The sequence below is a fragment of the Nonomuraea sp. NPDC048881 genome (assembly GCF_040649795.1).
Lineage (GTDB): Bacteria > Actinomycetota > Actinomycetes > Streptosporangiales > Streptosporangiaceae > Nonomuraea.
In genome coordinates this window covers 159246-174966 of record NZ_JBEZGC010000002.1, presented here as the reverse complement: position 1 = coordinate 174966, position 15721 = coordinate 159246, and the positions used below count along the sequence as shown (strand labels likewise).

At 72.6% G+C, this 15721-nt stretch carries 11 protein-coding genes; 9 read left to right on the top strand and 2 right to left on the bottom strand.

The features are described 5' to 3' along the window. Window positions 1-36: 36 nt before the first annotated feature. Both sthA and AB0C33_RS06360 read left to right on the top strand, forming a co-directional pair. Window positions 37-1440 (top strand): Si-specific NAD(P)(+) transhydrogenase, encoded by a 1404-nt coding sequence (sthA, locus tag AB0C33_RS06365; RefSeq protein ID WP_358284239.1) that lies wholly within the window; start codon window positions 37-39, stop codon window positions 1438-1440. Window positions 1441-1478: 38 nt separating this feature from the next. Then, the gene (locus tag AB0C33_RS06360) at window positions 1479-2417 is read left to right on the top strand and encodes a DMT family transporter (protein ID WP_358284237.1); all 939 of its coding nucleotides are present in this window, start codon (window positions 1479-1481) and stop codon (window positions 2415-2417) included. Here the strand turns inward: AB0C33_RS06360 and AB0C33_RS06355 are convergent. Both AB0C33_RS06355 and AB0C33_RS06350 read right to left on the bottom strand, forming a co-directional pair. After that, on the bottom strand, window positions 2403-3143 hold the full coding sequence (locus tag AB0C33_RS06355; protein WP_358284235.1) for a DoxX family membrane protein: 741 nt from the start codon (window positions 3141-3143) through the stop codon (window positions 2403-2405). The two genes, AB0C33_RS06360 and AB0C33_RS06355, sit on opposite strands and share 15 nt — an antisense overlap. Window positions 3144-3178: 35 nt before the next feature. Further along, entirely contained in the window at window positions 3179-4708 is a 1530-nt protein-coding gene (locus AB0C33_RS06350) for an MFS transporter (RefSeq protein ID WP_358284233.1), read from the bottom strand. A 255-nt stretch (window positions 4709-4963) separates the two neighbouring features. Here AB0C33_RS06350 and AB0C33_RS06345 point away from each other — a divergent pair, with 255 nt between their 5' ends. The 7 genes from AB0C33_RS06345 (at window position 4964) to AB0C33_RS06315 (ending at window position 15720) form a co-directional block, all read left to right on the top strand. Next, on the top strand, window positions 4964-6694 hold the full coding sequence (locus AB0C33_RS06345) for a hypothetical protein (protein WP_358284232.1): 1731 nt from the start codon (window positions 4964-4966) through the stop codon (window positions 6692-6694). Window positions 6695-6709: 15 nt separating this feature from the next. Continuing rightward, window positions 6710-7606: a haloalkane dehalogenase gene (locus tag AB0C33_RS06340; RefSeq protein ID WP_358284229.1), complete on the top strand. Its 897-nt coding sequence runs from the start codon at window positions 6710-6712 to the stop codon at window positions 7604-7606. Between the two features lie 64 nt (window positions 7607-7670). Then, window positions 7671-10019, top strand: a complete 2349-nt coding sequence (locus AB0C33_RS06335) for an AAA family ATPase (RefSeq protein ID WP_358284226.1) — start codon at window positions 7671-7673, stop codon at window positions 10017-10019. 83 nt (window positions 10020-10102) lie between these two features. After that, a complete protein-coding gene (locus tag AB0C33_RS06330; protein WP_358284224.1) occupies window positions 10103-11086 on the top strand; it encodes an ABC transporter permease in 984 nt (327 codons plus the stop codon). Next, window positions 11086-11985 carry an ABC transporter permease gene (locus tag AB0C33_RS06325; RefSeq protein ID WP_358284222.1) on the top strand — a complete coding sequence of 300 codons (900 nt, stop codon included), beginning with the start codon at window positions 11086-11088 and terminating at the stop codon, window positions 11983-11985. Before AB0C33_RS06330 ends, AB0C33_RS06325 begins: the two co-directional genes overlap by 1 nt. After that, a complete protein-coding gene (locus AB0C33_RS06320) occupies window positions 11982-14012 on the top strand; it encodes an ABC transporter ATP-binding protein (protein ID WP_358284220.1) in 2031 nt (676 codons plus the stop codon). The genes AB0C33_RS06325 and AB0C33_RS06320 overlap by 4 nt, the downstream gene beginning before the upstream one ends. Before the next feature lie 19 nt (window positions 14013-14031). Then, window positions 14032-15720: an ABC transporter family substrate-binding protein gene (locus AB0C33_RS06315; protein WP_358284217.1), complete on the top strand. Its 1689-nt coding sequence runs from the start codon at window positions 14032-14034 to the stop codon at window positions 15718-15720. Window position 15721 lies beyond the last annotated feature (1 nt).

Sequence of the window (15721 nt, the reverse complement as noted above, 5' to 3'; positions counted from 1 at the left end):
TTCCGCCGGTAACCCCGCGCGCTCACACTGGGCGATGTGGCGGACTACGACGTGCTGGTGCTCGGCTCCGGTCCCGGCGGGCAGAAGGCCGCCATCGCGGCGGCGAAGCTGGGCCGGCGCGTCGCCATGGTCGAGAAACGGAACATGATCGGCGGCGTCTGCATCAACACGGGCACGATCCCGTCCAAGACGCTGCGCGAGGCGGTCCTCTACCTCACCGGCCTCAACCAGCGGGAGCTGTACGGCGCCAGCTACCGCGTCAAGGACGAGATCACGGTCGCCGACCTCGGGATGCGCACCCAGCACGTGATCGGCCGCGAGATCCAGGTGATCCGCAGCCAGCTCGGCCGCAACCACGTCACGGTCCTGCCCGGCACCGGACGCTTCCTCGACCCGCACACCATCGGGATCAGCGGCGACGAGGAGCGCAAGGTCACCGCCGACCGGATCGTGATCGCCACCGGCACCTCCCCCGCCCGCCCGGACAGCGTGCAGTTCGACGAGCGCACGGTCATCGACTCCGACGCGATCCTGCACCTGGACCGGGTGCCCGAGACCATGGTCGTGGTCGGCGCCGGGGTCATCGGCATCGAGTACGCCTCCATGTTCGCCGCCCTCGGCACCAAGGTGACCGTGGTCGAACGGCGCGAGCGCATGCTGGAGTTCTGCGACCTGGAGATCGTCGAGGCGCTCAAGTACCACCTGCGCGACCTGGCGGTGACCTTCCGCTTCGGCGAGCACGTCGCCGCCGTCGAACGCCGCCCGCGCGGCGCGCTGACCCTGCTGGAGAGCGGCAAGCGCATCCCCGCCGACTGCGTCATGTACTCGGCCGGACGCCAGGGCAGGACGGCCGAGCTGAACCTGGAGGCCGCCGGGCTGGCCGCCGACGACCGCGGCCGGATCCGGGTGGACGAGCACTACGCCACGGCCGTGCCGCACATCTACGCGGTCGGCGACGTGATCGGCTTCCCGGCGCTGGCCGCCACCTCGATGGAGCAGGGCCGGGTGGCCGCCCAGCACGCCTGCGGCGAACCCGTGGCTGAGCTGCGGGAGCTGCCGCCCATCGGCATCTACACGATCCCCGAGATCAGCTTCGTCGGGAGGTCGGAGGACGAGCTGACCCGCGACCGGATCCCGTTCGAGGTGGGCATCTCGCGCTACCGGGAGCTGGCCAGGGGGCAGATCATCGGCGACTCGTACGGGATGCTCAAGCTGCTGGTCTCCTCGGAGGACCGGCGGCTGCTCGGCGTGCACGTGTTCGGCACGGGGGCCACCGAGCTGGTGCACATCGGCCAGACCGTGATGGGCTGCGGCGGGACCGTCGACTACCTGGTCAACGCGGTGTTCAACTATCCGACGCTGGCGGAGTCGTACAAGGTGGCGGCGCTGGACGCGATGAACAAGATGCGGGTGGTGGCCCGGCTCACCGCCGACATGTGACTTCTCCCAATTGTCGGTTGTGACCGCTACGCTCCTCGATGGTTCATCTACAGGAGGCGTACGTGCGCAGCGAGGCCACGGGGAGGTGGCTGCCCGCGTTCCTGCTGCTGGCCGCCATCTGGGGCAACAGTTTCTTCTTCATCAAGATCGCCGTCGGCGCGCTGCACCCGCTGCAGGTGTCGTTCGGCCGCATGGCGGTCGGCGCGGTCACCCTGCTGGTCGCGCTCGCGGTGACCAGGCGGCCGCTCCCCCGCGACCCGCGGCTGTGGGGGCACTTCCAGATCGCCTCCGTCGTGCTCACCACACTGCCCTTCACCCTGTTCGCCTACGGCGAGCAGTACGTCTCCTCCGTCGTCGCCGCGATCTGGAACGCCACCACGCCGCTGTGCACCCTGGCCTTCACGCTGGTGCTGCGCGCCGAGCGGGCGACCGCCGCGCGGGCGGCCGGGCTCGGTCTCGGGTTCGCCGGCGTCATGGTGGTGCTCGGGGTGTGGCAGCCCATGGCGGGCGGGCAGCTCGGCGGCAGCCTGGCCTGCTTCGGGGCGGCGCTGTGCTACGGGGTCGGCGGGGCGTACATGGGGCGTTTCATCACCGGGCGGCGGTCCGAGCCGCCGGTGGTGCTGGCCGCGGGGCAGCTTCTGACCGGCGCGGTCCAGCTCGCGGTGATCACGCTGGTGGCGGGCGTGCCGCTGGTGGACACCGCGGCGCCCGCCGAGGTCTGGTGGAGCCTGCTGGGCCTCGGCGGCCTCGGCACGGGCGTGGCCTACCTGCTGCTGTACCGGGTCCAGGCCCTGGCGGGCGTGACGACGACCTCGACGGTGACGTACCTGCTGCCGGTGTTCGCGGTGGCCTCCGGCGTGCTGCTGCTCGACGAGACGATCACCTGGAACCAGCCGGTGGGCGCGCTGGTCATCCTGCTGGCCATCGCGCTCACCCAGGGCGCGCTGCGCGTGCCCGCGCGCTCAGCCGTCCGCTGAGGGACGGCGTCCGCGGGGCGCGGGCTTCTTGCGGCCCGCCACCAGCGTGTCGCCGGGCACGGGGGCCGGCGCGGGCTCCTCGGTGGCCGGCGGGCCGGCGGGCCGCGTGCGGGGCCGGGGGTGCGGCATGGTGTCCGTCATGGGCGAGGGCGCGTCCCCGGCCTGCTGACCGGCCTCCTCGGGGACGGCGTCCTCGGCCGGTCTCGACCGGCGGGCGGGCGGGACGGCGTCCTCGGCCGGCTTCGACTGGCGGGCGGGCGCGTCGGCGTCGCGCAGGGAGGCGATGACCCGGTCGGCCTCGGCGTCGGCGGCGAACTCGTTGGCCGCCTCCGTCTCCCGCCTGCGGATCACCACCATGTGGTCGACCGACAGCCGTCCGGCGCCCACGACGGCGAGCAGGATGGCGGCCGCCCCGAGCAGGATCAGCTCGTTCATGCTGATGGGGTTGAGCGGCGGAGCCACCAGGAAGACGCCCAGCGCCTCGGCGAACAGGATCAGCCCGGTGACGGCGACCCCCAGCCCGGCGATCAGCAGCGCCCCGCCGATCAGCTCGGTGAGCATGGTGACCGTGGCCCACGCGCCCGGCGCGGGCGCGCCCTGCTGGAGGAACTTCGCGCCGGTGGCGGTGAGCCCGTCCTCCAGCTTGGTCCAGCCGTTGGCGAAGAAGATGCCGCCCACGCCGACGCGGGCGACTAAGGCGGCGACATCACGCAGGGCCTGTTTCACGATATTTGTCTGCCCTGTCCGGGGCACGGCACACCTCAATCACGGCTGAGCAGCATGGCCACCGCGACGGCGGTCAGGCCGAGCAGGACGACGCTGACGACCACGGTCGTGTGCAGGGCGTTGACGAAGGCCCAGCGTGCGGCGTCGAGCAGCGCGTCGCCGGTGCTGCCGCCGATCTCGCGGGCGACGTGGGCGGCGCCGGCCAGCGACTGCCTGGCCTGGTCCATGCCGCCCGCGGACACGCCGGGCACGGCGGGCAGGGCGGGCGCGTAGGCGAGCGTGGTGATCGTGCCGAGCACGGCGACGCCGAGGCCCGCGCCCAGCTCGTACGCGGTCTCCTCGATGGCCGCGGCCCCGCCGGCCCGGGACTCGGGCACCGAGGACATGATCGTGTCGGAGGCGGCCAGCAGCGCCACCTGGACGCCGAACCCGATGCCCACGAAGCAGACCGCCAGCATCACCGGATGGCCCTCGACGCCCCAGCCCAGCGTGGGCGTCAGGGCCAGCGCGACGAGCCCGAGCCCGCCGCTCATCGTGGCGCGCATGCCGATCCTGGGCAGGATGTGGGCCGCCGCGAGCCCGCCGGTGACGGCCGACAGCACCAGCGGCAACATCCTGACCGCCGCGCGCACCGGGCTGTCGCCCAGCACGAGCTGCAGGTACTGGGCCAGCATGAGCTGGAGCCCGACCAGCGCGAACACGCCCAGCAGCACGCCGGCCACGCCGGTGGTGAACTCCCGCCGCCGGAACAGGGCCAGCTCCAGCAGCGGCGCCGGCAGACGGGACTGGCGGCGGACGAAGGCGACGAGCAGGCCCGCGCCGCCGAGGAAGACCAGCACCGAGGCCCAGAACGGCAGCAGGGTCCCCGACCCGGCCTCCTTCAGCCCGAAGGCCAGGGCGAGCAGGCCGAGCACCGACAACACGGCGCTCGTCGCGTCCCAAGGACGTTCCCTGCGCAGCGGCGACTCCGGCAGCAGCCGGACGGCCAGGGGCAGCAGCACCAGCAGGATCGGCACGTTGATCAGGAAGACCGCGCCCCACCAGAGGCCGACCAGCACGCCGCCGATCAGCGGGCCCACCGCCGCCCCGGCCGCGGCGACCGCGCTCCAGACGCCGAGCGCGACGGCCCGCTCGCGCCGGTCGGTGAACACCTGGCGGATCAGCGAGAGCGTGGCCGGCATGATCATGGCGCCGCCGACGCCGAGCAGCGCCCTGGCCAGGATCAGGGTCAGCGGCGTGGGCGCGAACGCCGCTCCCGCCGAGGCCACGCCGAACAGCACGAAACCGCCCAGGACCAGCCGCTTGCGGCCGTAACGGTCGCCGAGCGTGCCGAACACGATGAGCAGCGGCGCGACGACGAGCGAGTAGCTGTCGATGATCCACAGCAGCTCGACGGAGGACGGTTCGAGCGCGGCCGTGAGCGCGGGCACCGCGATGTGCAGGACGGTGGCGTCGACCGTGATCAGCAGCAGGCTCAGGCAGAGCAGCACGAGGACGGCCCAGCGGTTGTCCCGTCGCGGGCGATCGGCACGCCGTACGAGGGGTGCGGCCTGGGTGACGGTCATGGGCCTCCTTGCAGGCCGATCCGGTCACCAGGGCCTGCACGTGCAGAACGGTCGAAAGCGGGGGAACTCACGGGGGGCGGTCTCGCGCCCTCTCCTGCCGCGGCTCTCCACTCCGGCTTGCGTGGCAGCTTAGGCCATGCCAGGCGCTCGGCATAGCGGTATGGGCCGATCCGCGAGGCCCCCCACCTCTCTAGTGAGATACAGCCATATGTCCGGATCTACCCAACCTCCATCCGTCACCCGATCATGGGAGCCGTGGGGAACGCTGGAAGTGCCGGTAAAGATGATATTTCCGATAAGTCCTCACGCGAGTGGTGCACCGAGGCCCTGACCAGGCTGAACGCGGGCCGTCCCGAATCGGCGCTGGAGGCCGCGCGCCGGGCGGCCGACCTCGACCCCGGCGACGAATGGGCCTGCCGCCTCATCAGCCTGGCCCACGAGCGCCAGGGCCGCGACGCCGACGCCCTCCCCCCGGCAGAACGCGCGGTGGACCTCGCGCCCGGCTCCTGGTCGGCCCGCCTGCGCCTGGCCGCGATCTCCCGCCGGATCCCCGGCCGCTGGCCCGCGGCGGTCGCCGACGCCGTGCTGGCCGCGCGGTTCGCCCCCGAGGAGGCCGACCCCGCGGTCCTGCTCGGCGACCTGGCGCTGCTGCGCGGCGACCATCCGCGGGCCGGGCGGGCCTACCGCGCCGCGCTCGCCACGGCTCCGGCCCATCCGCAGGCCCGCGTGAACCTGGCGCTGTGCCTGCTGCGCTGGGACCGTCCGCGCCCGCACCACGATCCCGCCTGGCCGGTCGATCCGCGCCAGACGGGACGGGCCAGGCGGGCGCTGGAGGTGTGGGCGCGCCAGGCCCGGCTGCTGCTCGCCCTGGCCACGATCGCCGTCACGGCGGCCGCGCTGACCCTCGACTCCGCGGGGTGGGCCCGTTGGTGCGGGTTCGCCGCGCTGGCCGCGCTGGTGCCGCTGACGGTCCGGCAGGCGCGACGGGTGGGGGTCTGGGCGTACGTGCCGGCCATGGCGGGGCGTGATCCCTGGCTGGGCGCGGCCGTGGTGTCGGCCGGGTTGTCGGTGCCGGCGTTCGCGGGGTGGCTGCTGCTGGGCGCGGCGCACGCGGCGCCGTCCTGGCGGGATCCGGTCTGGGCGGGGCTGGCCGGGATCGTGGTGCTGATGTGGCCGGCGCTGACGGTCGTCCGGGTGCTGGCGGAGTCGTGGCGGGGGCGGCCGATGCCCGCGCTGGCCGAGCTGGCCCGCGTCACGGGCGAGCGCACGGCGGCCAGGAACGCCGGCGTGACGTTGTGGATCGTGCTCATCAGGACCTGGTCGGTGCTGGTGCCGCTGGTCGGCGGGGCGCTGGCGGTCGAGCCGCGGGCCGCGGTGGCGGCGGTGGCGGTGCCGTTCCCGATGGTGCGGGCCTGGCTGCGGGCCCGCCGCGGGGGCGACGGCTGGCTGCGGGCCGCGGGCGGTCTGGTGGCGCTCGCCGCCCTCGGCTGCGCCGTCGGCGGCGCGCTGGGGTCGGCCTGGGGCTGGCGGGCGGGGGTGGGCGCGCTCGGCGCGGCGATGACGGTGTTCGCGGCCCGCGCCCTGCGCGCGTGGTGGCGCGGCGCGCCGGGGCCGTGGCGGGCCTCGCTCGTCATGTGCGACCTGCCCATGGGCGGCGCGCCCTCGGTGGCCCTGACCCCGGAGGCGCGCCAGGCGTTCTCCTACGCCAGGAGCCTCGTCCTGTCCTACGGCGACCCCGCGGGCCCCCGGGTCGTGGGCGCGGCCGGGTCCGTCACCTCCTCCGGCGAGCTGCGGCTGATCGCCGGGCCCGAGGCGTGGGAGGGCGTGGCGGCCGACCCGCGCGTCGCGGTGTTCGCGGCCGACCCGTTGCAGCGGCGGTTCTGGGTGGAGGTGCGCGGCATCGCCCTGGCCGGTCCGGACGTGCTGCGCGTCACCCCCAAGCAGGTGCTCGTCGGCGAGTTCCCCGGCAGGCACCAGCGACGGTGAATAGAGTTTTGTTCTATGCGGACCCTGCGCACCCCCGAAGAGCGTTTCGCGAACCTGCCCGACTTCCCCTACGAGCCCCGCCACGCCGACCTGCCGGACGGCCCGCGCATGGCCTACGTCGAGGCCGGCCCCGCGGACGGCGAGCCGGTCGTCCTGCTGCACGGCGAGCCGAGCTGGTCCTTCCTCTACCGCCACGTCATGCGCGAGCTGGCCGCGGCCGGGTTGCGCGCGATCGCCCCCGACCTGATCGGCTTCGGCCGCTCGGACAAACCCGTGGACCCCGCCGACCACACCTACGCCAGGCACGTCGAGTGGACCCGCGCGCTGCTGTTCGACGCGCTGGCCCTGGACCGCGTCACCGTCGTCGGCCAGGACTGGGGCGGCCTGATCGGGCTGCGGATCGCCGCCGAGCACCCCGAGCGCGTGGCCAGGATCGTGGCCGCCAACACGGGGTTGCCCTCGGGTGACATTCCCATGCCCGACGTCTGGCACCGCTTCAGGGACACCGTTGCCAGTGCCCCCACGCTGGACATCGCCCGGCTGGTCCAGGCGGGCTGCCGGACGCGCCTCAGCGACGAGGTGCGGGCGGCCTACGACGCGCCGTTCCCGGACGAGTCGTACAAAGCGGGCCCGCGTGCCCTGCCCGGACTCGTGCCGATCACGCCCGACGACCCCGCCGCGCCCGCCAACCGCGCTGCCTGGCAGATCCTCACCACGCTCGACCGCCCGTTCCTGGTGGCCTTCTCCGACGGCGACCCCATCACCGGCGGCATGGCGCCCATCATGCTCAAGGCCGTCGCGGGCACGGCCGGGCTGTCCCATCCGGTGATCGCCGGCGCCGGCCACTTCCTCCAGGAGGACGCCGGCACCGAACTCGGACGGCGGATCGCCCTTTTCGTGACCTCCACCTAGCGTGTCAGGCCCGCCCAATCGTCGGTCGGGTGCGGTATAACCGGGGGCGGACCGGGGAGGCGTGATGCGTGAGTCCGACAGGGCCCAGGCCGCGGGGCGGGCCGCGGCGCGGGATCTGTTCGAGCAGGTGAGACTGCGTTATTTCCAGATTCCCCCCGCCGTGCGCCGGGTGCTCTACGCCGTCCTGCTCATCGTCGTCATGGGCGTGGGCGCGGCGCTCGGCTGGGATCTGCTGAAGACGTTCCCCCTCGTCCTGATGGCGCTCGCCTTCGTGGCGCTGACCATGCGCTTCCCGCGGGCCGCCGCGACCGCGCTGGTCGTGGCCGGGTGGGTGGTGCTGGCGCTGCCGCTGTTCTCCTGGCGCTTCCCCCCGGGCTCCATGGCGCTGCACGCGATGGTCGCGCTGGCCCTGCCCGTGGCCGCCGCCGCCCACCTCATCCGCTGGGTCACGCCGTGGGTGACCACGCTGGCCGCGCTCGTGCCCGCCGGGGTGCTGGCCTTCGGGCTGTCCTTCCTGTCGGCCGCCGTCGCGCTCTGGGGCGCCTGCCTGGCGGCCGTCGTCGTGCTGGTCCACCGGTTCCTCCAGGCGCGCCGGGCCAAGGCCGAGCTGTCCGCCGAGGAGCAGCAGGTGCGCGTGCGCGCCCGCGAGGGCCGGCCCGAGCCGCAGGCCGACAAGGCGGGCGCGCCGCCGCAGATCTCCGTCGAGGAGGCGCTGGCCGAGCTGGAGGGCATGATCGGGCTGGCGCCGGTCAAGGAGCAGGTCCGCTCGATCGCCGCCTCCATCGAGGCCACCCGGCTGCGGGCCGAGGCCGGCTACACCGCCGAACGCCCGACCAGGCACTTCGTCTTCGTCGGCCCGCCGGGCACCGGCAAGACCAGCGTGGCGCGCGCGCTGGCCAAGATCTTCTACGCGTTCGGCCTGCTGGAGACCCCCTACGTGGTCGAGGCGCAGCGGGCCGACCTGGTGGGCGAGTTCCTGGGCGCGACCGCGATCAAGACGAACGAGCTGGTCGACCGGGCGCTCGGCGGCGTGCTGTTCGTCGACGAGGCCTACAGCCTGGTCAACTCCTCCGACGGCCAGCCCGACAGGTTCGGCGCCGAGGCCGTCCAGACCCTGCTCAAACGGGCCGAGGACGACCGCGAGCGCCTGATCATCATCCTGGCCGGCTACGAGCAGGAGATGGCCTCGTTCCTGTCCAGCAACCCGGGCCTGGCCAGCAGGTTCGCCACCCGGGTGCGCTTCCCCAGCTACTCCGCCCCCGAGCTGGCCGAGATCACCGAGGTGCTCCAGCGGCGCAGGGGCGACACGATGGCCCCCGACGCCAGGCGCGCCCTGCTCGGCCTCTACGAGGACGTCCAGCGGCGCGGCCTGGTCGACGAGCTGGGCAACGCCCGCTTCGTGCGCAGCCTGGTCGAGGCCGCCGCGCAGGCCAGAGACGTGCGCGTGGTGGGCGCCGGCGGCACCCCGACCACCCACGACCTGGTGACCACCACCACGCCCGACGTGACGAAGGCGTTCGAGGAGCTGACCGCCCGCTTCCGCGGCTACGTGGCCACGCCCACGCTGGAGGAGGCGCTGGCCGACCTCGACGCGATGGCCGGTCTGGAGCCGGTCAAGCGGCAGGTGCACGCCATCGCCGCCCAGCTCCAGGTGGCCCGCATGCGGCAGGAGCGCGGGCTGCCCACGCCGCCCCAGATGCGGCACTTCGTCTTCGCCGGGCCGCCCGGCACCGGCAAGACCACCGTCGCGCGGGTGCTCGGCCGCGTCTTCGCCGCGCTCGGCCTGCTGGCCAGGCCCGACGTCGTCGAGGCCCACCGGGCCGACCTGGTCGGCCAGCACCTCGGCGCGACCGCGATCAAGACCAACGAGCTGGTCGACCGGGCGCTCGGCGGCGTGCTGTTCATCGACGAGGCCTACAGCCTGGTCAACCCCGGCTACGCGGGGGGCGACGCCTTCGGCTCCGAGGCCGTCCAGACGCTGCTCAAACGGGCCGAGGACGACCGCGACCGGCTGGTCATCGTGCTGGCCGGCTACTCGCGCGAGATGGACTCCTTCCTGGCCACCAACCCGGGCCTGGCCAGCCGGTTCAACCAGCGCGTGGCCTTCCCCAGCTACTCGCCGCGCGAGCTGTCGCAGATCGCGGTGCTGCTGGCCGGCAAGGCCGGCGACAGCTTCGACGAGCAGGCCCTGCGCGACCTCGACGAGGTGTTCGCCTGGGTGTGCGAGGAACGCCTGATCGACGGCCTGGGCAACGGCCGCTTCGCCCGCTCGTTGTTCGAACGGGCCGCGATGCGCCGCGACGTGCGCCTGGCCGCCCACGCGTCGGGCGGCGGGTCGGCCAGCGCCGCCGACCTCACGACGATCACCAGCGACGACGTGCGCACCGCCGTGGACGAACTTTCCGGACGTTAACCCCTCTTTGGCATTTCCCCGCGCCACGATGCTGCTGGGTGTAGCAGTATGACTACCTATCGTGCGCGTCCGGGAGGGGGACGATGGCGGGGTTCCTGGCCCGCAGGCTGCTCAACTATGTGGTGCTGGTCGGCGTGGCCGCGAGCCTGGCGTACCTGCTGGCCGCCGGGGCGCTCGACCCGCGTTCCAACTACGCCGACCGCACCCCGAAACCGCCGCCCGCCGTCGTCGACGCCCAGCTCACCGCCCTCAACCTCAACGACAAGACCCCGCTGCTCCAGCGCTACGCCACCTGGGCCGCGGGCGTGCTGCACGGCGACTTCGGCAAGACCGTCACCGGCTCGCCCGTGAACGAGGACCTTCGTCGGCGGATGGGGGTCACGTTCCGGCTGGTCATCCTGGGGCTGCTGTTCGGGAGCCTGCTGGGGGTGCTGGTGGGCGCGTACGCGGCGGTGCGGCAGTACGGCTGGTTCGACCGGCTCTCCACGGGCCTGTCGTTCGTCGTGCTCGCGGTGCCGGTCGTGGTGCTGGCCAACATGCTGATCCTGGCCGGCGCCTGGGCCAACGACAACCTCTTCGGCCGCCAGGTGCTGCTGGTCAGCGGCGAGTACAGCGCCGGCCTGCAGACCGGGTTCTGGGGCTACGTGCTCGACCGGGTGCAACACCTGATCCTGCCGACGATCTCGCTGTCCGTCGGCCTGGTCGCGGTCTTCAGCCGCTACCAGCGCAACATGATGCTCGACGTGCTCGGCGCCGACTTCGTCCGCACGGCCAGGGCCAAGGGGCTGAGCAGGGGCCGGGCGCTGACCCGCCACGCGCTGCGCACCGCGCTGATCCCGGTGGCCACCTACTTCGCCTTCACGTTCGGCACCCTGCTGACCGGGGCCACCTTCACCGAGAAGATCTTCGGCTGGCACGGGCTGGGCGAGCAGCTGATCAACTCGATCTTCACCAACGACGTCAACACCGTGGCGGCGATCTCCTTCCTGGCCGCGGTGGCCGTGTTGTGCGCCGCGCTCGCCTCCGACCTGCTGCACGCCGCGCTCGACCCCAGGGTGCGGGCGTGATGACGCTCTCCGACGAGGAGCTGGCGGAGGAGCTGACCGGCGACCTGGGCCGGGCGCCGTCGCGGCTGCGGGTGGTGGCCGGGCGGTTCTTCCGCTCGCCGCAGGGGCTGGTGGGGTTCGCGGTGCTGGCGCTGATGTTCCTGCTGGCGTTCGCGGGCCCGCTGTTCAGCCCGTGGTCCTACACCGACAAGGACTTCACGGCGTTCCTGCAGCCGCCCTCGCCGCGGCACTGGTTCGGAACGCTCCAAACAGGCTCCGACGTCTACGCGGTGACGCTGCGCGGCATGCAGAAGTCGCTGATCGTGGGCCTGCTGGCGGCGCTGGTGTCCACGGCGGTGGCGGCCGTGGTGGGCGCCTTCTCCGGCTACTTCCTGGGCTGGACCGACCGGGCGCTGAGCTGGGTGACCGACCTGCTGCTCGTGCTGCCCGCGTTCCTCATCCTGGCGATCATGTCGCCGCTGTTCGGGGCCGGGCAGTGGGTGCTGTTCGTGGTCATGCTGGCGCTGTTCCTGTGGATGGTGACGTCGAAGATCGTCCGGGGGATGACGATCTCGCTGAAGGAGCGCGAGTACATCCAGGCCGCCCGTTTCATGGGGGTGCCGCCGGTGCGGATCATCTTCCGGCACGTGATCCCCAACCTGTCCTCGCTGCTCATCGTCGACGCCACGCTCAACGTCAGCGCGGCCATCCTGACCGAGACCTCGCTGTCGTACTTCGGGTTCGGCATCCAGCCGCCCGACGTGTCCTTCGGCACGCTGATCGCCGACGGCTCGCGCACGGCGGTCTACGCGCCCTGGACGTTCTGGTTCGTGGCCGGGCTGCTGGTGGTCACCGTGCTGGCGGTCAACCTCATGGGCGACGCGCTGCGCGACGCCTTCGACCCGGCGGCGCGGCGATGAGGCCGGCGGCGAACCCCGTCCTGGAGGTCAGCGACCTGCACGTGTCCTTCGGCGACGTGCGCGCGGTGCGCGGGGTCACCTACTCGGTGAGCCCGGGCGAGGTGCTGGGCATCGTGGGCGAGTCCGGGTCGGGCAAGTCGGTCACCTCGGCCGCGGTCATGGGCCTGCTGCCGCCGAGCGCCCGGGTCACCGGGTCGGTGCGGCTGCACGGCAAGGAGCTGATCGGCGCCTCCGAGCGGGAGCTGACCCGCTTCCGCGGCAAGACCGTGTCGATGGTGTTCCAGGACCCGCTGTCGGCGCTCACACCCGTCTACCGGGTGGGCGACCAGATCGCCGAGGCCGTCCGCATCCACCAGCGGGTGAGCAAGGAGAACGCCGCGGTCAAGGCCGTCGAGCTGCTGGAGCTGGTCGGCATCCCGTCGCCGAGCGAGCGCGCGCTCGCCTTCCCGCACGAGTTCTCCGGCGGCATGCGGCAGCGCGTGATGATCGCGATGGCCATCGCCAACGACCCCGACGTGATCATCTGCGACGAGCCCACCACCGCGCTCGACGTGACCATCCAGGCACAGGTGCTGGAGGTGCTGAAGAAGGCCCAGCGGAAGACCGGCGCGGCGATCATCATGATCACGCACGACCTCGGCGTGGTGGCCGGCTTCGCCGACCGGGTCCTGGTCATGTACGCCGGGCGCCCGGTCGAGGTGGGCGACGTCGACGACATCTACTACCGGATGCGCATGCCGTACACGGCGGGGTTGCTGGCCTCGATCCCGCGGGTCGACCGCGGCGGCCGTCAGCCGCTGCTGCCGATCGCCGGGAACCCGCCCTCCCCCGCGGCGCTGCCGCCGGGCTGCCCGTTCGCGCCGCGCTGCCCGCTGAAGATCCACGAGTGCGACGCGGCCGAGCCGCCGCTGTTCGAGGTGGCGACGGGCCACCGGGCGGCGTGCATCCGCTGGGAGATCGTCCGGCCCCAGGGCCCCGGCCGCCACGCGGCCGGGGAGCCCGTCGCCCCCGCGGTCCGCGCCGAGCAGCCGGTGCTGGAGGTCGACGGCCTGGTCAAGGACTACCCGCTGCTCAAGGGGGCGCTGTTCAAGCGCAGGGTCGGCACGGTGCACGCGGTGGCGGGCGTCAGCTTCGACATCCGCCGGGGCGAGACGCTGGGCCTGGTCGGCGAGTCGGGCAGCGGCAAGACCACCACGCTCACCCAGATCCTGGAGCTGGTCCCGCCGCAGGAGGGGCGCGTGGTCGTGCTCGGCCGCGACACCGCCCGGCTGGACGGCCCCGGGCGCACCGCGATCCGGCGCGACATGCAGGTCGTCTTCCAGGACCCGATGGCCTCGCTCGACCCGCGCATGACGGTCTACGACATCCTGGCCGAGCCGCTGCGCACCCACGGCGAGCGCCGGCCGGGCCGGCGGGTGGGCGAGCTGCTCGCCCTGGTGGGCCTCGACCCGGCGCACGCCGCCCGCTACCCCCAGGACTTCTCCGGCGGCCAGCGGCAGCGCATCGGCATCGCCAGGGCGCTGGCGCTGGAGCCCAGGCTGCTGGTGCTGGACGAGCCGGTCTCCGCGCTCGACGTGTCGATCCAGGCCGGGATCATCAATCTGCTCGGCTCGCTGCGGTCCAGGCTCGGGCTGTCGTACCTGTTCGTCGCGCACGACCTGGCGGTGGTGCGGTACATCGCCGACCGGGTGGCGGTCATGTACCTGGGCAGGATCGCCGAGATCGGGCAGGTCGACGCGGTCTACGGGGCTCCGGCGCATCCGTACACGCAGGCTCTGCTGTCGGCGATCCCGCTGCCCGACCCGGCGCGTGAGCGCGTACGCGAGCGCATCCTGCTCGAAGGCGACCTGCCCAGCCCGGCCCACCCTCCGACCGGCTGCCGCTTCCGCACCCGCTGCCCGAAGTTCCGCTCGGTGCTCACCCACGACGAGCGCGCGCTCTGCGTGGACGTCGAGCCCGAGGTCCTGCCGGTGGGCGACGACCAGGGCGCGGCCTGCCATTACGCCGAGAGGCTCGACGTCGTCTAGATCAGGAGGAATGCGCTCGATGAAAGCTTCACGTCTTGTCGTGGCCGTCGCCGTGACTGGCTCGCTGTCGCTGGTGAGCTGCGGCGGCTCGGGGGGCGGCTCGGCGAGCGGCACGGAAGGCGCGCACAAGACCATCAAGGCCTTCGACATCAACCCGCAGCCGCGCGACAAGGTCAAGGACGGCGGCACGCTGCGCTGGGGCATCAACGAGTTCCCCACCCAGTGGAACCGGAACCACGTCGACGGCAACCTGGCGATGGCGGCCGTGATCAGCAACGCGTTGCTGCCCTCGCCGTTCGTCTCCGACGAGAAGGCCGAGATCACCGTCGATCCCGACTACGTGCTCGACGCCAAGGTCACCGACCAGAGCCCGAAGCAGGTCGTCACCTACACGCTCAACCCCAAGGCCAAGTGGTCGGACGGGCAGCCGATCACCTGGGCCGACTACCAGGCCCAGTGGCAGGCGCTCAACGGCCGCAACCCCGAGTTCCACATCGTCTCGGCCACCGGCTACCAGGACATCGAGAAGGTCGAGCGGGGCAAGGACGACCACGAGGTGAAGGTCACCTTCGCCAAGCCGTTCGGCGACTGGCAGTCGCTGTTCGGGCCGCTGCTGCCGGCCGCCACGAACCGGACGCCGCAGGCCTTCAACACCGCGTGGCTGAACAAGATCCCGGTGACCGCCGGGCCGTTCAAGTTCAAGGGCTTCGACCAGACGGCCAAGACGATCACGATCGTCCGCGACGACGCCTGGTGGGGCAACCGGGCCAAGCTCGACCAGATCATCTACCGGGCCTCGGAGCAGGACTCACTGATCGGCGCGTTCAGCAATGGGGAGCTCGACCTCATCGACGTCGGCCCGTCGGCGCCCGACTACGCGCGGGCCAGGGCCACGCAGGGCGCCCAGGTGCGCCAGGCCGCCGGGCCCGACTTCCGGCACTTCACCTTCAACGGGTCGAGCGAGCCGCTCAAGGACGTGAACGTGCGGCAGGCCATCCAGCTCGGCATCAACCGGCAGGCCATCGCGCAGTCCGACCTGCAGGGGCTCGACTGGCCGATCGCGCTGCTGAACAACCACTTCTTCATGAACACCCAGGAGGGCTACCTGGACAACGCCGGAAGTCTCGGCGTCTACAACCCCGAACGCGCCAAGCAAATGCTCGACGCGGCCGGCTGGAAGCTGAACGGGGCCGTCAGGCAGAAGAACGGGCAGCCGCTCGACCTGCGGTTCGTGGTGCCGTCCGGGGTGCAGCTCAGCAAGTCCGAGGGTGAGCTGGCCCAGAACATGCTGGCCCAGATCGGGGTGAAGCTCACCATCAAGGCGGTGCCGAGCGACGACTTCTTCACCAAGTACGTCATCCCCGGCAACTTCGACATCACGCCCTTCGCCTACATCGGGACGCCTTACCCGATTTCGAGCAGCTACGGGATCTACGCGAACTCGGCGAACGGCAAGACGTGGAACGCCAACTTCGGCCGTACCGGCTCGCCGGAGATCGACCAGGCCATGGACAAGGCGGCCCAGAACCTCGACCCGGCCGGCGCCCGCACCCAGACGAACGAGGCCGACGGGCTGATCTGGAAGCTGGTCAACGTCCTGCCGCTCTACCAGCGTCCGCAGAACGTGGCGGCCAAGCAGACGCTGGCCAACGTCGGCGCGCGCGGCTTCTACGACCTGCGCTACGAGGACATCGGCTTCACCGGCTGAC

Bases quoted from the DNA above. Each gene is read 5' to 3' on its own strand.
- AB0C33_RS06350 (WP_358284233.1), bottom strand. From the start codon at position 4,708: ATGACCGTCACCCAGGCCGCACCCCTCGTACGGCGTGCCGATCGCCCG.
- AB0C33_RS06340 (WP_358284229.1), top strand. From the start codon at position 6,710: ATGCGGACCCTGCGCACCCCCGAAGAGCGTTTCGCGAACCTGCCCGAC.
- AB0C33_RS06320 (WP_358284220.1), top strand. From the start codon at position 11,982: ATGAGGCCGGCGGCGAACCCCGTCCTGGAGGTCAGCGACCTGCACGTG.
- AB0C33_RS06360 (WP_358284237.1), top strand. From the start codon at position 1,479: ATGGTTCATCTACAGGAGGCGTACGTGCGCAGCGAGGCCACGGGGAGG.
- AB0C33_RS06315 (WP_358284217.1), top strand. From the start codon at position 14,032: ATGAAAGCTTCACGTCTTGTCGTGGCCGTCGCCGTGACTGGCTCGCTG.
- AB0C33_RS06330 (WP_358284224.1), top strand. From the start codon at position 10,103: ATGGCGGGGTTCCTGGCCCGCAGGCTGCTCAACTATGTGGTGCTGGTC.
- AB0C33_RS06325 (WP_358284222.1), top strand. From the start codon at position 11,086: ATGACGCTCTCCGACGAGGAGCTGGCGGAGGAGCTGACCGGCGACCTG.
- AB0C33_RS06335 (WP_358284226.1), top strand. From the start codon at position 7,671: ATGCGTGAGTCCGACAGGGCCCAGGCCGCGGGGCGGGCCGCGGCGCGG.